Origin of the sequence: Streptomyces sp. NPDC052023 (assembly GCF_044548465.1) — a bacterium.
Taxonomy (GTDB): domain Bacteria; phylum Actinomycetota; class Actinomycetes; order Streptomycetales; family Streptomycetaceae; genus Streptomyces.
Map to the genome: position 1 here is coordinate 105,133 of NZ_JBIUBW010000022.1, position 21,001 is coordinate 126,133.

Here is a 21,001-nt window from a genome sequence, read left to right on the forward strand (position 1 = left end):
TCACCGCAGGGGGGCCGCCGCCAGCTCCCGCACGGTCCCTGGACGAGCCGCGCCCGCGGACACGGGCCCCGAGGGCACCCGAGCGTGCGCGCCGGGCCGCGCGGGGCAGGTCGCAGTCGCCAGACCTGCCCTTGGCCGCCGGCCCGGCATCGGTACGGACCTCGCCGAGACCGCCGCCCCCAAGCACCGGCCGTGGCGGGGCCGCGCCCTCGGACACGGGCCCCCGACGGCGCCGGAGCCTGCCTGTCGGGCGCGCCGGAGCCAGGGGCCGGGCGGTATGTGTCAGGCGGACCTGGACGCTTCCCGTACGCGCAACGCCCGTGCCAGGTCGTCCAGTTGGTCGATCAGTTTGCGGCGCAGCGCCGGACCCGGCTCCGCGACGCGCAGGCATGCCTCGCCCAGGCGCAGGGTCTCGGTGCCGACGGCGTGGGCGGGGAAGGCCCAGGTGCCGGCGGCCTCGGCCATGGCGGGGCCGCGGCGGGCCGCGAGGGCGACGGCGTCCTCGTAGTAGCGCGGCACGTAGTCGCTCACCAGGTCGGCCTGTTCGGGCTGCCAGAAGCCCTGGGCGGTGGCCGTGAACAGGTAGTTGGACAGCTCGTCGTGCGCGAACATCGCCTCCCAGGCCCGCTGCTTGGCCTGCGGGTCGGGCAGGGCGGCGCGGCAGCGGGCGGCGCCCTCCTGACCGGTGGCGCTCGGGTCGCGTTCGAGTTCGGCGGCGATGGCGGCCTCGTCCGTCGCGCCGAGCACGGCGAGCCGGCCGAGGATGCGCCAGCGCAGCTCGGGGTCGAGCTCGGGTCCGCCGGGGACGATGGCGTCGGCGAGCCAGGCGGCGATGGCGTCGGGGTGGGCGGCGACGTCGATGAAGTGCCGCACGGCGAGCAGGCGCAAGCCGGGGTTGTCGCCGTCCTCGGTGCGCCGCAGCAGGTCGCGGCAGAGGGCGGAGAGGGTGCTCAGGGCGGCGGGGCGCTCCTCGGGGGTGAGGTAGCGGCCGGCGATCTGGCGGGTGGCGAAGCCGAGGACGCCCTGGACGAGGGCGAGGTCGGTCTCGTGCGGGAGGTGGGCGCGGGCGGTCTCCAGGTAGGCGAGGGGCGGGAGTTCGGCGTCGCGGACGGCATCCCTGAGGGCGTTCCACACCACCGCGCGGGTGAGAGGGCCGGGCAGCCCGGAGAGTTCCTCGCGGACCGTCCGGAAGGACTGCGGGTCGAAACGGACCTTGGCGTAGGTGAGGTCACCGTCGTTGAGGACCACCAGCGCGGGGCGCTTGCCGATGGGGTGGCCGTCGGCCTGCGGGACGTCGAGGTCGAGGCGTTCGCGCAGGGTGAGGCGGCCGCCCTCGTCGCCGAGGTCCTGGTCGTAGAGGCCGACGGCGATGCGGTGCGGGCGGCCGCCGGTGTGCTCGACGGTGAGGGTGCAGATGCCGTTCGCGCCGGGGGTGATGCGCGGGGTGAGGGTGTCGACGCCGGTGGTGCGCAGCCAGGCCTCGGCCCAGGCGTGCACGTCGCGGTCGGTGGCGGCGGCCAGGGAGTCGATGAAGTCGGCGAGGGTGGCGTTGCCGAACCGGTGCCGGGCGAAGTGGGTGTTGATGCCGGCGAGGAAGTCCTTCTCGCCGAGCCAGGTGACGAGTTGGCGCAGGGCGGAGGCGCCCTTGGCGTAGGAGATGCCGTCGAAGTTGAGCAGGGCGGAGGCCGTGTCGGCGACGGAGTCGGGGGCGACGGGGTGGGTGGAGGGGCGCTGGTCGGCGTCGTAGCCCCAGCCCTTGCGGACGACGCCGAACTCGGTCCAGGCACCCGAGAAGCGGGTGGCTTCGCCGAGGGTCTGGTAGCCCATGTACTCGGCGAAGGACTCGTTCAGCCAGATGTCGTCCCACCAGGTGAGGGTGACGAGGTCGCCGAACCACATGTGGGCCATCTCGTGGGCGACGACCATGGCGCGGGTCTGGCGTTCGGTGTCGGTGACGGCGGAGCGGTAGACGAACTCGTCGCGGAAGGTGACCAGGCCCGGGTTCTCCATGGCGCCGGCGTTGAACTCGGGGACGAACGCCTGGTCGTAGGAGTCGAAGGGGTACGGCTCCTCGAACTTCTCGTGGTAGCGGTCGAAGCACGCGCGGGTGACCTCGAGGATCTCGCCGGCGTCCGCGTCGAGGTGGGGTGCGAGGCTGCGGCGGCAATGGATGCCGAAGGGCAGCCCGCGGTGTTCGGTGCGCACCGAGTGCCAGGGGCCGGCGGCGACGGCCACCAGGTAGGTGGAGATCGGCGGGGTCGGCGCGGCCTTCCAGACGTCGCCGGTGTGTTCGGTGATGCCGTTGGCGAGGACGCTCCAGCCGTCGGGTGCCTTCACCGACAGCTCGAAGACGGCCTTCAGGTCGGGCTGGTCGAAGGCGGCGAAGACACGCTGCACGTCGTCGAGGAACAGCTGGGTGTAGACGTACGTCTCGCCGTCGGTGGGGTCGGTGAATCGGTGCATGCCCTCGCCGGTGCGGGAGTAGCGCATCACGGCGTCGACGCGCAGTTCGTGGTCGCCCGCGGTGAGGTTCTTCAGGGGCAGCCGGTTGCCGTCGAGGGTCTCGGGGTCCAGGGGCTGTCCGTCCAGGGTCACCGAGCGCAGTGCGGCCGGCTTCAGCTCGACGAAGGTGTCCGCCTCCGCGCGCGTGGTGAACCCGATCACCGTATGCGAGTCGAAGGTCTCGTCGCCGGTGGTCAGGTCGAGGTCGATCCTGTAGTGGCGGACGTCGAGGAGCCGGGCACGGGTCTGCGCTTCGTCGCGCGTGAGTACGGACATGGCTCACATGCTGCCTGATGGCGGTGACAGCGGGACAGGGGCGGGCGGTTTCCTGGGTCTGCGGGCGGTGCGGCGTGCCGGTGTGCGCGGGGCCGTGTGGTGCGCCGTCCGCGCCCCTAGGTGTGGTCCCGTGCCGGTGCCTGCTCGCGCCGGTCGCGCTGCGCGGGCAGGCGTGCGCCGGGCTCCTCCGGTGCCGCCGGGGACTTTCCGCGCACCGGCGGCTCCGTCCGGGCGCGTAGTTCGCGGAGCTCGCGTTCCAGCGCCCGGTGACGCCGGTGTGCGTCGTACAGGTAGCGGATCTTGGTGCGCAGCGCCCAGGGGTCCACGGGTTTGGTGAGGACGTCGGCGACGCCCAGCTCGAAGGCGGTGGAGGTCAGTTCGTGGTCCGGGCCGTAGCCGGTGAGCAGGACGACCGGGATGTGCTGGGTCTGTTCGAGGCGGCGCAGGTACCGGACGACGTCCAGGCCGTCGGCGCCGGGCCCGAGGACGTCGAGGAGCAGCAGGCCGACGTGGCCGCGGAGCACCTGTTTCAGGGCCTCGTCGCCGCTGGTGGCGCGGCCCAGGTCGTGGCCGAGCGGGGCCAGGGCGCTCTCCAGCGCGTACAGCGTGTCCTCGTGCTCGTCGACGATGAGGATCTTGGTGTCCGACCTCATGCCCGAACTCCCTCCGGCGTCGGCACCAGAGTATGCGAGGTGCTGACGGGGAGTGGTCGGAGGCTGACGATCGGTGCACGGTGCGGCACGGCCCGCCCGGGCCGCGCGCCGGGCCGGACGGGCGGTGTCCGCCGAGGTCAATCGGCTGCGGGGGCCGCGGCGTTCGCCGTGTCCCCGGCGATGCGCTCGTGGTGCCTGATCACTTCGCCGATGATGAAATTCAGAAATTTCTCGGCGAATCCCGGGTCCAGCTTGGCGCTCTCGGCGAGGACCCGCAGCCGGTCGATCTGCCGGGCCTCGCGGGCCGGATCGGCGGGCGGCAGCCGGTGCAGGGCCTTGAGCCGGCCGACCTGCTGGGTGCATTTGAAACGCTCGGCGAGCATGTGGACGACGGCCGCGTCGATGTTGTCGATGCTGTCGCGCAGCCGGGAGAGCTCCTCGCGGACGGCCGGGTCGACGTCACCGGGGGTGGTGTTGCTGGTGGTCATGGGCGCCCACCCTACGCGGCGGGCCTCCGTCCGGGCCTCGGTCTCAAGGTCCGATGACCTTGTGCAGATACACGTCCTCGTGCCCGCCGGGAACGCCGGGCAGCCGCCCCGCCTCGCGGAAGCCGAGCTTGCGGTAGAACTCCGGGGCCTGGAAGGTGTACGAGGAGACGATCATGTCGGTGCAGCCGCGCCGTACCGCCTCGTCCTCGGCCGCCCGCATCAGCTTGCTGCCCCACCCCGCGCGCCGCCGGTCCGCGCCGACCCACAGCATCTCCACGCCGCACAGGCCGCCCCAGATCCACCCGGTCAGTCCGCCGAGGAGCTCACCGTCGCGGGCGGTGACCCGGACGCTGATCTCCTCGGGCCGGCCGGTGCGGGTCGCCGCCGTGTTGTACGCGGTGAGCTCCTCGTCGAGGCGCTGCTCCAGGTCGTCGTCCTTGCCGCCGACCTGGAGGGATGCGCCGGCGGAGTGCTGTTCGGTCGTCACGTCCCGGATTCTGCCAGGGGGTCCGCCCGCCGGCGACCGGGTCTCCCGGCGCCCGCGGGCACTCCGGCCTGGCCGCCACCGCCGCCGAACCGCGGTCCTACAGGGCGTTCGCGGCCAGGGCTATGTCCTTGGCGAAGTGGCTGACCTCGGTGTACACGCCGGGAACTCCGCTGCGGGCGCAGCCGTCGCCCCAGCTGACTATGCCGACCTGGATCCACTTGCCGGCGTCGTCCTTGCGGAACATGGGGCCGCCGGAGTCACCCTGGCAGGTGTCGACGCCGCCGCTCTGGTAGCCGGCGCACAGCTCCTCCTTGGTCACCAGCCGGTTGCCGTAGTGCCACTTGCAGGCACGGTCGGTGACGAAGGGCACCGCGGCCTTCTGGAGCTTGGTGGTGCCGGTGTTCGCGCCCTCGCGGGTGTCGCCCCAGCCGGCGATGGTGAAGGTGCCGCGGTTGTAGCGGTTGGTGGTGGCGATCTTCAGCGTGGGCTTGTCGATCGGGCGGGCGAGCTTGATCAGCGCCCAGTCCTTGCCGACGCCGTTGTAGCCCGGGGCCACCTTGACCTTGGTCGACTTGACCTTGATCGCGGAGGAGGAGTTCAGGTCGGCGACGCCCGCGGTGACCGTGATGCGGGTGTTGTTGCCGGAGCCGGGCATGCAGTGGGCGGCGGTCAGGACGACGTCCTTCTTGTAGAGCGCACCGCCACAGCCCATCGAGAGGTGGACCATGAACGGGAACTCGTTCTGCGCGGCGGGCTTGCCTCCGATGATGCGCGTGTCCGCGGCGTGCGCGCTGACGGGCTGGAGGCTGGCGACCGCGAGGGCGACGGCACCGGCGGCCGCGGCTCTCCTGGCCAGGGTCAGACCGTTTCTCGTCGTCGCGTTATGGGTCAACGTACTTCCCTTCGTGGCGGATTGGGCGGCTCGCCAGTATGAAGATCGACCGGCGTCCATGACAAGGACTGATCTCACGCCGGCGCAGCGCAACCCGCCGAGCGAAATTCCGCTCTCTCCCTCGTACAGTGGAATCGGGTTCACGGCGTCTTGGGGGTACGGGCGTGGCGAACGACGGACCGGTCGAGCACGGCTACCCGCACCTGGAGACGGTGCGGGCCGCCGTCACGGCGCTCTACAAGCGGCTGTCGTACGACACGATCCAGACGTTCGCGACCAGCGTCCCCCCGGCGGACGTGGCGTTCTGTGACACCGACGACCTCTATCTGGGCGCCCAGCGCGTGGCCCGGGAACTCGTCCGGCACTACCGGCTGCCGGACGCCCGGCTGATCGTCAGCTTCCGCGAGATGCACCATGCGGCGAACGTCGAACTGACGGCGGGACCCGAGTACTTCGTGGAACTGAACGACCGTTTCCGCACCCATCGCCGGGACATCGGCGCGGCGCTCGCGCACGAGATCATGCACGTCTATCTGCACCGCATGGACCTGTCGTTCCCCGGCACGCGCGACAACGAGATCCTCACGGACACCGCGACGACGTATCTGGGCGCCGGCTGGCTGCTGCTCGACGCCTACCGCGAGGACGCGGCGTCGAGTCAGAAGCTCGGCTATCTGACCCCCGAGGAGTTCGGGTACGTCCTCGCCAAGCGCGCCCTGGTGTTCGGGGAGGACCCGTCGACGTGGTTCACCAGCCCGCAGGCGTACACGGCGTACGTCAAGGGCATGACTCTGGCCCACCACGACGAGCAGCAGCCGCCTCTCACCGCCGCGGGCTGGGCGGGCCGCCGCCGCTATGCTCGCGACCGCCGCCACGCCCAGGGCGACCACGCCCGGTCCGACGCGCCCGGTACGCCGTACGCCTTCTCCCCCGGCGCCGGCGGCCCGCTGCGGGTCTCGTTCCCCTGCCCCACTTGTCACCAGCGGATCCGGGTGCCGGTGCGGGGCCGGGTGCGGGCGCGCTGCGCGCTGTGCCGGACGGTGCTGGAGTGCGACACCTAGGGCCTGTCCCAGGCACGGCGGCGGCCGAGGGTCAGCCCAGGGTCACCGTCGCCTTGTGCACCGCCCCCAGTGTCCCCGGGGTCACCCGCAGACTCAGCCGGACGCCCGTGCCCAGCACCCGCACCGCCGGGTCGTGCGACGTCACCGCGGACACGGCCCGTTGCCAGGTCAGGTCGATCGGCGCACCGTCGCGCGGCGGGCCGGAGACGCCGAGGGTGACGGTGCCGCCGCTCTCGCGGATCATGACGCTCGCCGGTGCGCCGGCGCCGATGTCCCCGACGGTGGCGGGCAGCCAGAAGTTGACGCCGGTGAAGCCGAGGGAGGGCACGTGGATGCCCTGCTGCTCATTGGTGTTGGCGAGGACGGAGAGCCGGCCGCCGTCGGCGGCACGGGCCGCGGTCTGCGCAGCGCTCGCGCCGGGCAGCAGCACGTAGGCGTAGGTGTCCCAGGTGGGGTCGGTGCCGTGGTCGACGTGCCGCCGGTCAGGCCGGTGCCGGGCTGGGCGTACGCCTCGGTGAGGGTGCGCAGCCTGTGGTAGCTGGTGCCGAGGTTGCCGGAGTAGGTGTAGACTCGCTGTCCGTGTCGGGTTCGGGCGGCGGTCAACGCCACCAAGAACAACGGCGACCTGTTCGGCAGGCCGGGCTTCCGGCTCGGGCCACGATCCAGGCCATGACGCACGGCACCGCGCACGCCACGCCCCCCGCCCCCGCCGCCGACGTCTACGACACACTGCGCCAGAGGTGTACCCGGTGGGCCTCGGCCTGTTCGCCTGGAACGCGGTCCTGCCGCAGGAACCGCAGCTGTACGCCCTGGTCGTCACGGGCTCGCTGCTGTCCGTCGTACCGCTCGCCGTCGCCTTCCTCACACTGCAGCGCCACTGGCGCTCGGGCCTGACCGCAGGAGCCGTCAAGTGACCCCGTCCCCGCACCGCCGCCCCCGCACCGTGCTCGCCATGGACCCACCCGTGCGGGAGGCGCTGTTCGACGGGCCCGCCCTCGACCGGCTGACGACGCTCGCCGACACCGATCCGTCCCTGGTCGTGCACGACTTCGCCGACCCGGCGGCGGCAACCGCCCTCGCCGGGGCCGAGGTCCTGCTGACCGGCTGGGGCTGCCCACCGCTCACCGCGGGGGCGCTCGCCCGGATGCCCGCCCTGCGCACGGTCGTGCACGCGGCGGGCTCGGTCAAGCCCCACATCACACCGGCCTGCTGGGAACGGGGGCTCACCGTCACCTCGGCGGCGGCCGCCAACGCCCTGCCCGTCGCCGAGTACACGGTCGCCGCGATCCTCTTCTCCGGCAAGCGCGTCCTGCGCGCGGCACACGTCTACCGCGAGAAGCGCGCCTGGGTGAACGCCCTCGACGTCGTCGGCGACGGCGGCAACCACGGCCGCACCGTGGGCGTCGTCGGGGCCTCGCGGATCGGGCGCCGGGTGATCGAGCTGCTGCGGCCCTACGACCTGCGGGTGCTGCTGTACGACCCCTTTGTCAGCGCCGGTGAGGCGACCGCCCTGGGCGTCTGCGCGGTCCCCCTGGACACGCTGGTGATGTCCAGCGGCATCGTCACCGTCCACGCGCCCGAACTTCCGCAGACCCGCCACCTGTTCGACCGTGACCGCCTGGCGCTCCTGCCCGACGGCGCCACCCTGATCAACACGGCCCGCGGTTCGCTGGTCGACACCGCCGCACTCACCGACGAACTCGTCTCCGGCCGTCTGAACGCGGTCCTGGACGTCACGGAGCCCGAGGTCCTGGCCCCCTCCTCACCCCTGTACGACCTGCCCAACGTCCTGCTCACACCGCACATCGCCGGCTCCCTCGGCAACGAGCTGCACCGCATGACCCACACGGCACTGGACGAACTGGAGCGCTACGCGCGGGGTCTGCCGTACACGGCCCCGGTCCGCGCGGAGGACCTCACGCGCTCCGCGTGACGTTCACCGCCGGCTGCCGTACACCGGCGCCGGCGTCCGGGACGCGGCCAGCAGCCCTCGTACCACCTCGTCCAGGCCGGCCACGTCCCACCGCGCCCCCTTGTCCGCCGTGGGCCCTGCTCGCCACCCCTCCATCACCGTGACACGACCGCCCTCCGCCTCGAACACCCGGCCGGTGACGCCCGCGCTGGCGGCGGACCCGAGCCAGACGACCAGCGGGGACACGTTCTCCGGAGCCATGGCGTCGAAGCCGCCGGCCGGCGCCGCCATGGTCTCGGCGAACGTCCGCTCCGTCATGCGGGTACGCGCCGCCGGGGCGACGGCGTTGACCTGGACGCCGTACCGGCCGAGTTCGGCCGCCGCTACCAGGGTCAGCCCGACGATCCCGGCCTTGGCGGCGCTGTAGTTGCCCTGCCCGACCGAGCCCAGCAGTCCGGCTCCGCTGCTGGTGTTGACGATCCGGGCGTCAGGTGTCCGGCCCGCCTTGGCCTCGTCCCGCCAGTGCGCGGCGGCCCGCTGCAGCGGCAGGAAGTGGCCCTTGAGGTGGACGCGCAGGACGGCGTCCCAGTCGTCCTCGTCGAGGTTGACCAGCATGCGGTCGCGCAGGAATCCGGCGTTGTTGACCAGTGTGTCGAGGCGGCCATAGGTGTCCAGAGCGGCCCTGATCAGGGAGGCGGCGCCCTCGGCGGTGGCGATGTCACCGGCGTGCACGACGGCTTCGCCGCCCGCCGCGCGGATCTCGTCGGCCACCTGTGCGGCCGGGTCGGCTGCGCCGGGCCGCCCGTCCGGCCCGACGCCCAGGTCGTTGACGACGAGCTGCGCCCCCTCGGCGGCGAAGGCGAGCGCGTGCGCCCGCCCGAGCCCCCGTCCGGCCCCGGTGACGACCACGACGCGCCCTTCGCAACTGCGGCTCACGCTCATCTCATCCCTCCTGACGGGGCGTACGGGCGGTGGCGGCGGCTGCCGTGGTAGCGGCGGCTGCGGCTGCGGCCAGGAACGCGGGGCGCTCGCCGCCGCCGTGCACATGCAGGCTGGCGCCGCTGATGTACGAGGCCGCGTCGGACGCGAGGAACACGGCGGCCGCCCCGACGTCGGCCGGTTCGGCGAGCCGCCCGAGCGGGACCGTGCGGGAGACAGCGGTGACGCCGTCCTCGCCGCCGTAGTGCGCGGCCGACAGCTCGGTGTGGACCATGCCGACGACGAGGGTGTTCACCCGCACGTCGGGCGCCCACTCCACCGCCATCGAGCGGGCGAGGCTCTCCAGTCCGGCCTTGGCGGCGCCGTACACGGCCGACCCGGGTGACGGCCGGCCGCCGCTGACACTGCCGATCATCACCACGCATCCCCGCGCCCGCCGCAGCGACTCGTACGCGGCGAGCGACGCGGTCAGCGGCGCCACCAGGTTCAGCTCGACCACCCGGGCGTGCCGCTCGGCGCCGGCGTCGGTCAGCAGCCGGTACGGCGTGCCTCCGGCGTTGTTGACGAGCACGTCCAGCCTGGGCAGCGCGGCGAAGAAGTCCCCCACCGCGGCGGGCTCCCTGAGATCGAGGGGCACGAACCGGGCGCCGGGGACGGGGACTTCGGGTGGCCGTCGGGCACAGGTCACGACCTCGGCGCCGGCCTCGGAGAAGGCCCGGGCGATCCCGGCCCCGACCCCTCGCGTGCCGCCGGTGACGACGACGGTTTGGCCGTCGAGCCGTGGCGAGCGCGAGTTGTCCACAACGGCTGCGTTGTCCACAGGGGCTCCCACGCTGGATCGGCGACTGCTAGCTTCGAAGCCTCGAACACCTAACAAATGTTTGGTGGAAAGGTAGCTGATGCGGCCATGGGTGTCTCCACCTCGTCCCCGGAAAAGGGGATCTGCGTCGTCACGGTCGACTTCCCACCGGTGAACGCGCTGCCGGTGCACGGCTGGTACGCGCTGGCGGACGCGGTGCGCGCGGCCGGGCGGGACCCCGGCGTCCGCTGTGTCGTACTGACCGCCGAGGGACGCGGGTTCAACGCGGGGGTCGACATCAAGGAGATACAGGCGCGGGGCCCCCGCGCGCTGCTCGGCGCCAACTCCGGCTGCGCGGAGGCCTTCGCGGCGGTGTACGAGTGCGAGGTTCCCGTCGTGGCGGCCGTGCAGGGCTTCTGTCTCGGCGGCGGCATCGGGCTCGTGGGCAACGCGGACGCCCTGGTGGCGAGCGAGGACGCCACCTTCGGCCTGCCGGAGCTGGACCGCGGCGCCCTCGGCGCGGCCACGCACCTGGCCCGCCTGGTCCCGCAGCACCTCATGCGCGCGCTGTACTACACCTCCCGCACGGCGAGCGCGGCGGAGCTGCACGCGCACGGTTCGGTGTGGCGGGTGGTGCCACGCGAGGAACTGCGCGGTGCGGCCCTGAAGCTGGCCCGCGAGATCGCCGCCAAGGACGGCGGGCTGCTGCGCCTGGCCAAGGCGGCGATCAACGGCATCGACCCCGTCGACGTACGCCGCAGCTACCGCTTCGAGCAGGGCTTCACCTTCGAGGCCAATCTCAGCGGGGCCGCGGACCGGCTGCGGAGCACGTTCGCGGCGGCCGGGAAGGAGGGACCGGAGTGACAGCGGAGACGACGACCGGCACGGCCACGGACACACCGGCGGCCGAGATGACGACGGCCGGGACGACAGCGGCCGACCAGACAGCGGCCGACAAGACGATGAGCGTCGACGAGGCCGTGGGCCGGCTGGAGAGCGGCATGACCCTGGGGATCGGCGGCTGGGGCTCGCGGCGGAAACCGATGGCCCTGGTGAGAGCACTGCTCCGCACCGGAATCACCGATCTCACCGTGGTCTCGTACGGCGGTCCGGACGTCGGCATGCTCGCCGCGGCCGGCCGGATCCGGAAGCTGGTCGCCGCCTTCACCACCCTCGACTCCGTCCCGCTCGAACCGCACTACCGCGCGGCGCGCGAACGCGGGGCCTTGGAGCTGACGGAGATCGACGAGGCGATGTTCCTGTGGGGACTGCAGGCTGCGGCGAACCGCCTGCCGTTCCTGCCGGTGAGGGCCGGGATCGGCTCCGACGTCATGCGGGTCAACCCCGGTCTGCGCACGGTCACGTCGCCCTACGACGACGGGGAGACGTTCGTCGCCATGCCCGCCCTGCGCCTGGACGCCGCCCTGGTCCATGTGAACCGCGCCGACCGGCGGGGCAACGGGCAGTATCTGGGCCCCGACCCGTACTTCGACGACCTGTTCTGCGCGGCGGCCGGCACGGCGTTCGTCTCCTGCGAGCGGATCGTGGACACGGCCGAGCTGACGAAGGACGCCGCTCCCCAGACACTGCTTCTGCCACGGCACACGGTCACCGGTGTCGTCGAGGCCCCCGGCGGCGCCCACTTCACGTCGTGCGCTCCGGACTACGGGCGGGACGAGGCCTTCCAGAGGCACTACGCGACCACGCCCTGGTCCCGGTTCGCCGCGGGGTTCCTCACCGGGGACGAGCACGCGTACCGATCCGCCGTCCGCGCCTGGCACGAGGAGTGCGGCGGGCGCCCGGGGCACGAGGAGCGGTCATGACCCCCACGGCACCCGCACCCACCCGCGCCGAGTACTGCGTGATCGCCTGCGCCGAGGCCTGGCGCGGCGCAGGCGAGATCCTCGCGAGCCCCATGGGCCTGATCCCCTCCCTGGGCGCCCGGCTCGCCCGGCACACCTTCGCCCCCGGCCTGCTGCTCACCGACGGTGAGGCGACGCTCGTGGACGCCGACGGCAACCCCGAGGGCTGGCTGCCGTACCGCCGGCACCTCACCCTCGTCACCGGCGGCCGGCGGCACGTGATGATGGGCGCCAGCCAGATCGACCGCTACGGCAACCAGAACATCTCCTGCATCGGTGAGTGGGCCAAGCCGTCCCGGCAGCTGCTCGGCGTGCGCGGAGCGCCGGTCAACACGCTGAACAACCCGACGAGTTACTGGATCCCCCGGCACTCCCGCCGGGTGTTCGTGGAGCGCGTCGACATGGTGTGCGGGGTCGGGCACGACCGTGCCGCCCGGCATCCGGCGACGGCCCGCTTCCACCACCTGGCCCGGGTCGTCTCGAATCTCGGTGTCTTCGACTTCGCGACGCCGGACCGTTCCATGCGGCTCGCCTCCCTGCACCCCGGGGTGACCGTGGAGGAGGTCGGGGAGGCGACCGGATTCGCGCTCACGATCCCGGCCGGCGTACCGCAGACCCGCGCCCCCGACCCCGAGGAGCTGCGCCTGATCCGCGAGGTGCTCGACCCGGCGGGCAGCCGGGAGCGGGAGGTGCGGTCCTGATGGAGACGGCACTCACCAGGCTGGCCGGCGTGCGCCACCCGGTCGTGCAGACCGGGATGGGCTGGGTGGCGGGGCCCCGCCTCGTCGCGGCGACGGCGAACGCGGGGGCGCTGGGCATCCTGGCGTCCGCCACGATGACGCCCGACCGGCTGCGCGAGGCGATACGGGAGGTAAGGGCGCGCACGACGGCGCCGTTCGGGGTCAACCTGCGCGCGGACGCGCGGGACGCGGCCGACCGCGTACAGATCATGATCGAGGAGGGGGTCCGGGTCGCGTCCTTCGCCCTGGCACCCTCTCCCCGCCTGATCACCACGCTGAAGGAGTCGGGCGTGGTCGTCATCCCGTCGGTCGGCGCGCGGCGCCATGCCGAGAAGGTCGCGGCCTGGGGCGCGGACGCGGTGATCGTGCAGGGCGGCGAGGGCGGCGGGCACACCGGCGAGGTGGCGACGACAGTGCTGTTGCCGCAGGTGGTGGACGCCGTGGACATCCCGGTCGTGGCGGCGGGCGGCTTCTTCGACGGGCGGGGACTGGTCGCGGCGCTGGCGTACGGGGCGGCGGGCGTGGCGATGGGGACGCGGTTCCTGCTGACGTCGGACTCGACGGTGCCGGACGCTGTGAAGGCGAGGTACCTGGCGGCGTCGGCCGGGGACGTCGTGGTCACGACCGCGCTCGACGGCCTGCCCCACCGCATGCTGCGCACCGACCTCGTCGACGCCCTGGAGAGATCCGGGCGGGCCGGCAGACTCCTGCGGGCCGTCCACCGGGCGGCCGGTTTCCGGCGGCTCTCCGGCCTCACCTGGCGCCGTATGGTTCAGGAAGGCCTCGCCATGAAGCACGGCAAGAACCTGACCTGGGGCCAGGTCCTGCTGGCGGCGAACACGCCCATGCTGCTGAAGGCGTCCATGGTGGACGGCCGGACGGATCTCGGGGTCATGGCCTCCGGCCAGGTCGCCGGGGTGATCGACGACCTGCCGTCGTGCGCGGAGCTGATGGAGCGGATCACCGGGGAGGCGGAGGCGGTGCTGAAGTTGCTGGACGGACTCAGACCCGCTCGATGATCGTCACGTTGGCCTGTCCGCCGCCCTCGCACATCGTCTGGAGGCCGAACCGGCCGCCGGTGCGCTCCAGTTCGTGCAGCAGCGTCGTCATCAGCTTGGCGCCGGTGGCGCCGAGCGGGTGCCCGAGGGCGATCGCGCCGCCGTTGACGTTGACCTTGCCGGGGTCGGCGCCGGTCTCCTTCAGCCAGGCCAGGACGACCGGCGCGAACGCCTCGTTGATCTCGACGAGGTCGATGTCGTCCAGGGTGAGGCCGGTCTTCTTCAGGGCGTGGGCGGTGGCCGGGATGGGCGCGGTCAGCATGCGGATCGGGTCCTCGCCGCGCACCGAGAGGTGATGGACGCGGGCGCGCGGCGTCAGCCCGTGTTCGCGAACCGCCCGCTCCGAGGCGAGCAGCAGCGCCGCCGCGCCGTCGGAGACCTGGGACGAGCAGGCGGCGGTCACGGTGCCGCCGTCGATGACCGGTTTCAGCGCGGCCATCTTCTCCAGCGAGGTGTCCCGCCGCGGGCCCTCGTCGACGGTCACGTCCCCGTACGGGACGGTCTCGCGGGCGAAGCGCCCCTCGTCGATCGCCCGCACCGCCCGCCGGTGGGAGCGCAGGGCGAACTCCTCCTGGTCCGGCCGGCTGATCCCCCACTTCGCGGCGATCATCTCGGCCCCGGCGAACTGGTTCACCGGCCGGTCCCCGTACCGCGCGCGCCAGCCCTCGCTGCCCGCGAACGGTCCCTGCGTGAAGCCCAGCGGTTCGGCGGCCTGGCGGGTGGCGTAGGCGATGGGGATCTGCGACATGTTCTGCACGCCCCCGGCGACCACCAGGTCCTGCGTCCCGGACAGCACGGCCTGCGCGGCGAAGTGCACGGCCTGCTGGGAGGACCCGCACTGCCGGTCGACGGTGACCCCCGGCACCTCCTCGGGCAGTCCGGCGGCCAGCCAGCAGGTCCGCGCGATGTCCCCGGCCTGCGGCCCGACCGTGTCCAGGCAGCCGAACACGACGTCCTCGACGGCCGCCGGATCCACACTGGACCGCGCGAACAGTTCCTTGAGCACGTGCGCGCCCAGGTCGGCCGGGTGGACCCCGCCGAGCCCTCCCCCGCGTCGCCCGACGGGCGTGCGGACCGCTTCGACGATGTAGGCCTCGGCCATGACGACTCCCCAGCGAGTGGTGTGCGACCCGATTCATGTGCGTACGGCGATCCCGTCCAGCACCATCGACAGGTACTGCCGGGCGATCTCCTCCGGACTGTGCTGTCCGCCCGGCCGGTACCAGGACGCGGCGACCCACACGGTGTCCCGCACGAACCGGTAGGTGAGCCGGACGTCGAGGTCGTCCCGGAAGACCCGGTCGGCGACCCCTCGTTCCAGCGTGGCCAGCCACGCCTTCTCGAACTTGCGCTGCGACTCGGCGAGGAACGCGAACCGCTCCTGCGCCGCCAGCTGCCTGGACTCCTTCTGGTAGATCGCGACGGCCGCGCGGTGCCGGTCGATCTCCCGGAACGACTCGGTGACCAGCGCCTGAAGCGTCTCCCGCGCGCCGAGCCCGGCGTCCAGGACGGCGTCGTAGCCGTCCCAGAGCTCGTCGAGGAAGGTGCGCAGGATCTCCTCCAGCATCGACTCCTTGGAGTCGAAGTGGTAGTAGAGGCTGCCCGCGAGCATGCCCGCGTGGTCGGCGATGGTCCGGACGGTCGTGGCGTTGTACCCCTGCTCGGCGAACACCTCGGCGGCGGTGCGCAGGAGTTCGTGGCGGCGCGCCGGTGCGGAGACGCTCACCTGGGGGCTCTTCTTGGTCGGCACGGCATCCATTGTGGTCCTACGGGTGCTGGCTGCTGACGGAGACGACCTCTCCGGTCAGGTACGAGGAGTAGCCCGAGGCCAGGAACACGATCACGTTGGCCACCTCCCAGGGCTGCGCGTACCGCCCGAAGGCCTCGCGCGCGGTCAGTTCCGCGAGCAGCCCGGGGGTGGTCACCTTCGCCAGGTGCGGATGCATGGCGAGGCTGGGCGCGACCGCGTTGACGCGCACTCCGTACTCCGCGGCCTCGATCGCTGCGCACCGGGTCAGTGCCATCACGCCGGCCTTCGCGGCGGCGTAGTGGGCCTGCCCGGCCTGGGCGCGCCAGCCGGCGACCGAGGCGTTGTTGACGATCACCCCGCCGCCGGTGGCCCGCATCGAGCGCAGGGCGGCCCGGGTACACCGGAACGTGCCGTTCAGCGTCACGTCGAGGACGCGGGACCACTGCTCGTCGGTCATGTCGACGAGCGCCGACGTGCCGCCCAGTCCCGCGTTGTTGACCACGACGTCCAGCCGCCCGTACGCGGCCACGGCGGCGTCGAACAGCGTCCGCACCTGGCTCTCGTCGGTGACGTCACAGGCCAGCGCGGAGACCGACTCCGCGCCGAACTCCCCCGCCAGCGCGGTCTGGTACTCCTTCAGGCGGCGCGCGTGGGCGTCGCTGATCAGCACACGCGCGCCCTCCTCCAGGAACCTGCGGGCGGTCGCGCCGCCGATCCCGGCGCCCGCCGCCGCGGTGATGACGGCGCTGCGCCCGCGGAGCAGCCCGTGCCCGGACTGGTACGCCGGGCCCTCGACGTCTGTCATACGACCACGCTAACCTACCAAACACTTGTTAGGGAAGAATCCGGGGACCGGCGAACCGAGGGAGGGACGGCGACCGTGGACCTGACCCATTCCGCCGCCGACGAGGCATTCCGCGCCACCGCCCGTGCCTGGCTCGACGCCCATGTCCCGCGCACGCCCCTGCCGTCGCTGGAGACCGCCGAGGGCTTCGCGGCGCACCGCGCGTGGGAGGCGGAGCTGGCCGCGGACCGGTGGTCGGTGGTCGACTGGCCCGCGGCGTACGGCGGCCGGGACAGCGGGCTCGTGCGGTGGCTGATCTTCGAGGAGGAGTACTACGCGGCCGGCGCTCCGGCCCGCGTCGGGCAGAACGGCATCCACCTCCTCGCCCCCACCCTCTTCGCCCATGGCACGCAGGAGCAGCGGGCCCGCGTCCTGCCCCCCATGGCCGCGGGCCGCACCGTCTGGGCGCAGGCCTGGTCGGAGCCGGAGGCGGGCTCCGACCTCGCGTCGCTCAGGTCGCGAGCCGTCCGCACCGACGGCGGCTGGCTGCTGTCCGGGCAGAAGACCTGGTCCTCCCGCGCCCCCTTCGCCGACCACGCCTTCGGCCTGTTCCGCAGCGAGCCGCACCCACCGAAACCCCACCAGGGGCTGACGTACCTGATGTTCGACCTGCACGCGCACGGCGTCACCGTCCGGCCGATCGCCCGCCTGGACGGCAAGCCGGCCTTCGCCGAGCTGTTCCTGGACGAGGTCTTCGTCCCCGACGAGGACGTGATCGGCGAGCCGGGCCAGGGCTGGAATGTCGCCATGTCGACAGCGGCGAACGAGCGTGGCCTCACGCTCCGTTCCCCGGGCCGTTTCCTGGCCGCCGCCGACCGCCTGCACGGGCTGTGGCAGGCCCACGGCAGTCCGCACGCCGGCCGCGCCCGCGTGGCCGACGCCCTGATCGGCGCCCGCGCCTACCAGCTCTTCACCTACGCCGCCGCCTGCCGTTTCCTCGACGGCGAGCCGCTCGGCGCGGAGTCCAGCCTCAACAAGGTGTTCTGGTCGGAGTACGACATCGCGCTGCACGAGACCGCCCTCGACCTCCTCGGCCCGGAGGGCGAGCTGGCGGGCACCCCGTGGTCCGAGCCGTATCTGTTCGCCCTGGCCGGCCCGATCTACGCCGGCACCAACGAGATCCAGCGCGACATCATCGCCGAGCGCCTGCTGGGCCTGCCGAAGGGACGCCGCTGATGCGCTTCCTGCTCGACCCCGGCCAGCGCGCCTTCGCGGCCTCCCTCGACGCCCGGCTCACCTCCGCGGGCACGCCCGCCGTGATCCGGGACTGGAGCCGCGGGGACCCCGCGCCCGGGCGCGCGCTGTGGTCCCGTATCGCCGAGGCGGGCGTCTTCGCGCTGGCCGTACCGGAGGAGTACGACGGACTGGGCCTGCGCCCCGTGGAACTGGCGGTCGCATTCGTCGAGTTGGGCCGGCACGCCGTCCCGGGCCCGCTGGTCGAGACGGTCGCGGCCGCAGCGCTGCTCACCGAACCGGCCCTCGCCAAGCGTTTCCTGCCGTCCCTGGCGGCGGGCACGACGATGGCCACGCTGACGCCCGTGGACTCCCCGTACGCCCTCGACGGCGACACGGCCACCACCCACCTGTCCCTCACCCCCGACGGCCTGCGCCTCTCCGCCGGTCCCGCCGCCCCGGCCCGTCCCTCCCTGGACCCGGCCCGCCGTCTCACCCCCCTGCTCCCCGGTGGCGAGCTGCTCTCCCCCACCCCACCCGTGGAACAGGCCCTCACCTGGGCGCGCCTGGCCACCGCCGCCCAGGCTCTCGGCGTGGGGCTCGCGCTGCTCGACAGGACCGTCGCGTACGTCAGGCAACGCACCCAGTTCGGTGTGGCCGTCGGGTCGTTCCAGGCGGTCAAGCACCGGCTGGCCGACGCGCGGATCGCCCTGGACTTCGCGCGCCCGCTGCTGTACGGCGCGGCGCTGACCCTGCGCCCCGCCGACGTGGCCGCCGCCAAGGTCACGGCGTGCGAGGCGGCATACACCACGGCCCGTACGGCACTCCAGTTGCACGGGGCGATCGGCTACACGGCGGAGTACGACCTGTCCCTGTGGCTGACCAAGGCGCGCGCCCTGCGCGGTGCCTGGGGCGGGCCGGACGAGTGCCGGGACGTCGTTCTCAGTGCCCGCGCGTGATCTCCCGGTACTCCTCCGGCGTCGGCTTCGGGATGTGGCTGTCGGGCCCGAACATGGCGCGGGCCAGCCTCGCGCGCACCCGCTGGGCGACGGTGACGGGCCGCCGGACACCGTTCGCGTCGACCCGCGGGCCGATCTCGTAGGGCTGCGGCTGCTCGTGCTGGGTGAGGGCGTACCGGTCGGCCTGGCTGAGGGGTTCGTGGACCTCGATGTACTCGCCGTGCGGCAGCCGTTTGATGGTGCCGGTCTCCCGGCCGTGCAGCACCTTCTCGCGGTCGCGGCGCTGCAGGCCCAGGCAGATCCGCTTGGTGACGACGAACGCCAGCACCGGCGCGACGAAGAAGGCGATCCGGACGAACCAGGTGATGGCGTTGATCGACAGATGCAGATGGGTGGCGACGATGTCGTTGCCGCCGCCGATCAGGCAGACCACGTACAGGGTGAGCCAGGCGACGCCGAGGCCGGTGCGGACGGGGGCGTTGCGCGGCCGTTCCAGGAGGTGGTGCTCGCGTTTGTCGCCGGTGATCCAGGCCTCGACGAACGGGTAGACGCCGATGGCGGCCAGGATCAGCGGGAAGAGCGCGAAGGGGATGAAGACGCCGAGGACGAGCGTATGACCCCCGAGGTCTATCTCCCATCCCGGCATCACCCGGATCAGGCCCTCGGAGAAGCCCAGGTACCAGTCGGGCTGGGCACCGGTGGTGACGAGGTCGGCGCGGTAGGGGCCGAACGCCCACACGGGGTTGATCTGCGCGAGTCCGCCCATCATCGCGAGGGCGCCGAAGACCAGGAAGAAGAAGCCGCCGGCCTTGGCCATGTAGACCGGCAGGAAGGGCATGCCGATCACGGACTTCTCGTCCCGGCCGGGGCCGGGGTACTGGGTGTGCTTGTGGTAGACGACCAGGATCAGATGGGCCACCACCAGGCCGAGCATGATCCCCGGCAGCAGCAGCACATGGATCGGGAACAGCCGCGAGATGATGTCGTGCCCCGGGAACTCCCCGCCGAACAGGAAGAACGACACGTAGGTGCCCACGACCGGGATGGACAGGATGGCGCCCTGGGCGAAGCGCAGGCCGGTGCCGGAGAGCAGGTCGTCGGGGAGCGAGTAGCCGGTGAGGCCGGTGATGATGCCGAGCATCAGCAGGGTCCAGCCGAACACCCAGTTGATCTCGCGGGGCTTGCGGTAGGCGCCGGTGAAGAACACCCGCATCATGTGCACGAGCATTCCGGCGACGAAGACCAGCGCCGCCCAGTGGTGGATCTGCCGGATCAGCAGGCCGCCCCGGACGTCGAAGCTGATCTCCAGGGTGGACTCGAACGCGCGGGTCATCACGATGCCGTTGAGCGGCGTGTAGGACCCCTCGTACACCACCTCGGCGCTGCTCGGCTCGAAGAACAGCGTGAGGTAGACCCCGGTGAGGATGAGGACCAGGAAGCTGTAGAGACAGACCTCGCCCAGCATGAACGACCAGTGGTCCGGGAAGACCTTGCGCATGTTGGCCTTGGCGAGCGCGTAGAGCCCGAGACGCCCGTCGGCCCAGTCGGCCAGCTTCTCGCCCCGGGCCGGGGAACTCCCCCTGCCCGTGGCCGCGTTCACCGATCGTGCGCCGTCCATCAGCCGCCGTCCTCCCCGTCGGGCCGGATCATCCTCAGGGTGCCACGGTGGAGCCCTCAAGTTAAAGGTGCGCGAAAGATCTCAGCCGGTCCAAGCCGGTCCAAGCCGGTCTCAGGCGGTCTCCGGAGGTCTGGGGGCGATCTCGCACGGTCGCGGACGGTCGCGAGCGCCCGGCAGGCGGTCACAGCCGGCGTCGGGCGGCTCAGCCGGTCCGTACGATCCCCCGCTCCCGCGCGGCCGCCAGCCACTGGGGGAACTCGCTCACGAGACGGTCGTACAGCTCGGCGTCGGACACCTGCCGCGGGTCCTCTCCGGCGTGGAAGAACCCGGCGTTGTCGACCACCCGCCGATCCGGCACGGGCAGCTCGTCGAGCCTGCGCAGGAAGTCGAAGTGCTTGCTGTCCGGGTCACCGAAGCCGATGAACTGCCAGAACAGGGGGAGGGTCGCCGCCTTGCACAGGAACTTCTCGGCGGCGAGCTTGTTGACCGGACCGCCGTCGGTCTGGAAGACGACGAGGGCGGGCTCCCGGGAGCCGCTGTCGAGGTAGTGGTCGATGACGGCGTCCATGGCCAGGTGGTAGCTGGTCCTGCCCATGTGCCCGAGGCCGGCCACGATCCGCTCGATCCGCCCCTCGTGGTCGTCGAGAGCGATGTCCGTGACGGCGTCGACGTCCGTCGAGAAGAACACCACCGGCACCCTGCCGTCGTCGTCGAGATGCGCGGACAACCCCAGCACGCGGTCGGCCAGCGCCTGGACACTGCCGTCCCTGTAGTACGGCTTCATCGACCCCGAGTAGTCGACCACGAGGTACACGGCGGCCCGCTGTCCCTCCAGGCCGTGCTTGGTGAGCGAGACCGCGGCGCTCTTGTACAGGTTCACGAGCGCCGGCGCGCTCTGCTCGACCTTGATGAGACTCATGGCTGCCACGCGGCGAGGTTACGGCACAAGTGACGGCGCCTGCCCAGTCGTCCGGTCGGGGACTGGCGG

General features: G+C 72.5%; 21 protein-coding genes and 1 pseudogene. 9 read left to right on the top strand and 13 right to left on the bottom strand.

The genetic code is table 11. The features are described 5' to 3' along the window. Positions 1 to 282: 282 nt before the first annotated feature. The 5 genes from pepN to ACIHCM_RS31885 all read right to left on the bottom strand — a co-directional run bounded on the left by pepN (position 283) and on the right by ACIHCM_RS31885 (position 5,298). Entirely contained in the window at positions 283 to 2,778 is a 2,496-nt protein-coding gene (gene pepN / locus ACIHCM_RS31865) for an aminopeptidase N (protein ID WP_399903534.1), read from the bottom strand. 116 nt (positions 2,779 to 2,894) lie between these two features. Further along, complete coding sequence (locus ACIHCM_RS31870; protein WP_399903537.1) at positions 2,895 to 3,431, bottom strand: two-component system response regulator; 537 nt, start codon at positions 3,429 to 3,431, stop codon at positions 2,895 to 2,897. Positions 3,432 to 3,568: 137 nt separating this feature from the next. Further along, positions 3,569 to 3,919, bottom strand: coding sequence for a chorismate mutase (locus ACIHCM_RS31875; protein ID WP_399903540.1), 351 nt, complete (start codon positions 3,917 to 3,919; stop codon positions 3,569 to 3,571). A 43-nt stretch (positions 3,920 to 3,962) separates the two neighbouring features. Continuing rightward, complete coding sequence (locus ACIHCM_RS31880) at positions 3,963 to 4,406, bottom strand: GNAT family N-acetyltransferase (RefSeq protein WP_399903542.1); 444 nt, start codon at positions 4,404 to 4,406, stop codon at positions 3,963 to 3,965. Positions 4,407 to 4,503: 97 nt separating this feature from the next. Then, positions 4,504 to 5,298, bottom strand: a complete 795-nt coding sequence (locus ACIHCM_RS31885) for a S1 family peptidase (protein ID WP_399903545.1) — start codon at positions 5,296 to 5,298, stop codon at positions 4,504 to 4,506. A gap of 164 nt (positions 5,299 to 5,462) precedes the next feature. Here ACIHCM_RS31885 and ACIHCM_RS31890 point away from each other — a divergent pair, with 164 nt between their 5' ends. Then, the gene (locus ACIHCM_RS31890) at positions 5,463 to 6,359 is read left to right on the top strand and encodes a hypothetical protein (protein ID WP_399903547.1); all 897 of its coding nucleotides are present in this window, start codon (positions 5,463 to 5,465) and stop codon (positions 6,357 to 6,359) included. A 31-nt stretch (positions 6,360 to 6,390) separates the two neighbouring features. Here ACIHCM_RS31890 and ACIHCM_RS31895 read toward each other — a convergent pair whose 3' ends face one another. Continuing rightward, positions 6,391 to 6,789 (bottom strand): polysaccharide lyase beta-sandwich domain-containing protein, encoded by a 399-nt coding sequence (locus ACIHCM_RS31895; protein ID WP_399903550.1) that lies wholly within the window; start codon positions 6,787 to 6,789, stop codon positions 6,391 to 6,393. A gap of 310 nt (positions 6,790 to 7,099) precedes the next feature. On the opposite strand from ACIHCM_RS31895, the pseudogene ACIHCM_RS31900 reads away from it, so the two are divergent. Both ACIHCM_RS31900 and ACIHCM_RS31905 read left to right on the top strand, forming a co-directional pair. Continuing rightward, positions 7,100 to 7,273, top strand: a pseudogene (locus tag ACIHCM_RS31900) (carbohydrate ABC transporter permease); the annotation flags it as partial. A 38-nt stretch (positions 7,274 to 7,311) separates the two neighbouring features. Continuing rightward, entirely contained in the window at positions 7,312 to 8,292 is a 981-nt protein-coding gene (locus ACIHCM_RS31905) for a hydroxyacid dehydrogenase (protein ID WP_399903619.1), read from the top strand. Between the two features lie 3 nt (positions 8,293 to 8,295). Here the strand turns inward: ACIHCM_RS31905 and ACIHCM_RS31910 are convergent, their stop codons facing one another. Both ACIHCM_RS31910 and ACIHCM_RS31915 read right to left on the bottom strand, forming a co-directional pair. Then, entirely contained in the window at positions 8,296 to 9,213 is a 918-nt protein-coding gene (locus ACIHCM_RS31910; RefSeq protein WP_399903552.1) for an SDR family oxidoreductase, read from the bottom strand. Position 9,214: 1 nt separating this feature from the next. Further along, entirely contained in the window at positions 9,215 to 10,030 is an 816-nt protein-coding gene (locus ACIHCM_RS31915; RefSeq protein ID WP_399903555.1) for an SDR family oxidoreductase, read from the bottom strand. Between the two features lie 87 nt (positions 10,031 to 10,117). Between ACIHCM_RS31915 and ACIHCM_RS31920 the strand changes: the two genes are divergently transcribed. Genes ACIHCM_RS31920 through ACIHCM_RS31935 form a run of 4 tightly spaced genes read left to right on the top strand, consistent with a single transcriptional unit; the run spans position 10,118 to position 13,630 of the window. Further along, positions 10,118 to 10,873 carry an enoyl-CoA hydratase family protein gene (locus tag ACIHCM_RS31920; RefSeq protein ID WP_399903558.1) on the top strand — a complete coding sequence of 252 codons (756 nt, stop codon included), beginning with the start codon at positions 10,118 to 10,120 and terminating at the stop codon, positions 10,871 to 10,873. A 47-nt stretch (positions 10,874 to 10,920) separates the two neighbouring features. Next, complete coding sequence (locus ACIHCM_RS31925; protein WP_399903621.1) at positions 10,921 to 11,832, top strand: CoA transferase subunit A; 912 nt, start codon at positions 10,921 to 10,923, stop codon at positions 11,830 to 11,832. Continuing rightward, positions 11,829 to 12,572, top strand: coding sequence for a CoA-transferase subunit beta (locus ACIHCM_RS31930; protein ID WP_399903560.1), 744 nt, complete (start codon positions 11,829 to 11,831; stop codon positions 12,570 to 12,572). The genes ACIHCM_RS31925 and ACIHCM_RS31930 overlap by 4 nt, the downstream gene beginning before the upstream one ends. Beyond that, positions 12,572 to 13,630 (top strand): NAD(P)H-dependent flavin oxidoreductase, encoded by a 1,059-nt coding sequence (locus tag ACIHCM_RS31935; RefSeq protein WP_399903563.1) that lies wholly within the window; start codon positions 12,572 to 12,574, stop codon positions 13,628 to 13,630. The genes ACIHCM_RS31930 and ACIHCM_RS31935 overlap by 1 nt, the downstream gene beginning before the upstream one ends. Here the strand turns inward: ACIHCM_RS31935 and ACIHCM_RS31940 are convergent. From ACIHCM_RS31940 to ACIHCM_RS31950, 3 genes are read right to left on the bottom strand one after another with little or no spacing between them, the layout of a single operon-like run. Further along, complete coding sequence (locus ACIHCM_RS31940; RefSeq protein WP_399903566.1) at positions 13,614 to 14,771, bottom strand: acetyl-CoA C-acetyltransferase; 1,158 nt, start codon at positions 14,769 to 14,771, stop codon at positions 13,614 to 13,616. The genes ACIHCM_RS31935 and ACIHCM_RS31940 overlap by 17 nt on opposite strands. Positions 14,772 to 14,804: 33 nt before the next feature. Continuing rightward, entirely contained in the window at positions 14,805 to 15,419 is a 615-nt protein-coding gene (locus ACIHCM_RS31945) for a TetR/AcrR family transcriptional regulator (RefSeq protein ID WP_399903568.1), read from the bottom strand. A 16-nt stretch (positions 15,420 to 15,435) separates the two neighbouring features. Continuing rightward, entirely contained in the window at positions 15,436 to 16,224 is a 789-nt protein-coding gene (locus tag ACIHCM_RS31950; RefSeq protein WP_399903571.1) for an SDR family oxidoreductase, read from the bottom strand. A 75-nt stretch (positions 16,225 to 16,299) separates the two neighbouring features. Between ACIHCM_RS31950 and ACIHCM_RS31955 the strand changes: the two genes are divergently transcribed. After that, entirely contained in the window at positions 16,300 to 17,439 is a 1,140-nt protein-coding gene (locus ACIHCM_RS31955) for an acyl-CoA dehydrogenase family protein (RefSeq protein WP_399903574.1), read from the top strand. Continuing rightward, the gene (locus tag ACIHCM_RS31960) at positions 17,439 to 18,395 is read left to right on the top strand and encodes an acyl-CoA dehydrogenase family protein (protein ID WP_399903578.1); all 957 of its coding nucleotides are present in this window, start codon (positions 17,439 to 17,441) and stop codon (positions 18,393 to 18,395) included. Before ACIHCM_RS31955 ends, ACIHCM_RS31960 begins: the two co-directional genes overlap by 1 nt. On the opposite strand, the gene ACIHCM_RS31965 is transcribed toward ACIHCM_RS31960, so the two are convergent. Both ACIHCM_RS31965 and ACIHCM_RS31970 read right to left on the bottom strand, forming a co-directional pair. Further along, entirely contained in the window at positions 18,379 to 20,013 is a 1,635-nt protein-coding gene (locus tag ACIHCM_RS31965; protein ID WP_399903581.1) for a cytochrome bc complex cytochrome b subunit, read from the bottom strand. The genes ACIHCM_RS31960 and ACIHCM_RS31965 overlap by 17 nt on opposite strands. A gap of 202 nt (positions 20,014 to 20,215) precedes the next feature. Then, the gene (locus ACIHCM_RS31970; RefSeq protein WP_399903584.1) at positions 20,216 to 20,941 is read right to left on the bottom strand and encodes a vWA domain-containing protein; all 726 of its coding nucleotides are present in this window, start codon (positions 20,939 to 20,941) and stop codon (positions 20,216 to 20,218) included. Positions 20,942 to 21,001: the final 60 nt, after the last annotated feature.

Excerpts from the sequence above, each read along its gene's own strand:
- pepN (WP_399903534.1), bottom strand. The coding sequence starts at position 2,778 with ATGTCCGTACTCACGCGCGACGAAGCGCAGACCCGTGCCCGGCTCCTC.
- ACIHCM_RS31870 (WP_399903537.1), bottom strand. The coding sequence starts at position 3,431 with ATGAGGTCGGACACCAAGATCCTCATCGTCGACGAGCACGAGGACACG.
- ACIHCM_RS31875 (WP_399903540.1), bottom strand. The coding sequence starts at position 3,919 with ATGACCACCAGCAACACCACCCCCGGTGACGTCGACCCGGCCGTCCGC.
- ACIHCM_RS31905 (WP_399903619.1), top strand. The coding sequence starts at position 7,312 with ATGGACCCACCCGTGCGGGAGGCGCTGTTCGACGGGCCCGCCCTCGAC.
- ACIHCM_RS31910 (WP_399903552.1), bottom strand. The coding sequence starts at position 9,213 with ATGAGCGTGAGCCGCAGTTGCGAAGGGCGCGTCGTGGTCGTCACCGGG.
- ACIHCM_RS31920 (WP_399903558.1), top strand. The coding sequence starts at position 10,118 with ATGGGTGTCTCCACCTCGTCCCCGGAAAAGGGGATCTGCGTCGTCACG.
- ACIHCM_RS31925 (WP_399903621.1), top strand. The coding sequence starts at position 10,921 with ATGACGACGGCCGGGACGACAGCGGCCGACCAGACAGCGGCCGACAAG.
- ACIHCM_RS31930 (WP_399903560.1), top strand. The coding sequence starts at position 11,829 with ATGACCCCCACGGCACCCGCACCCACCCGCGCCGAGTACTGCGTGATC.
- ACIHCM_RS31935 (WP_399903563.1), top strand. The coding sequence starts at position 12,572 with ATGGAGACGGCACTCACCAGGCTGGCCGGCGTGCGCCACCCGGTCGTG.
- ACIHCM_RS31940 (WP_399903566.1), bottom strand. The coding sequence starts at position 14,771 with ATGGCCGAGGCCTACATCGTCGAAGCGGTCCGCACGCCCGTCGGGCGA.
- ACIHCM_RS31950 (WP_399903571.1), bottom strand. The coding sequence starts at position 16,224 with ATGACAGACGTCGAGGGCCCGGCGTACCAGTCCGGGCACGGGCTGCTC.
- ACIHCM_RS31960 (WP_399903578.1), top strand. The coding sequence starts at position 17,439 with ATGCGCTTCCTGCTCGACCCCGGCCAGCGCGCCTTCGCGGCCTCCCTC.
- ACIHCM_RS31965 (WP_399903581.1), bottom strand. The coding sequence starts at position 20,013 with ATGGACGGCGCACGATCGGTGAACGCGGCCACGGGCAGGGGGAGTTCC.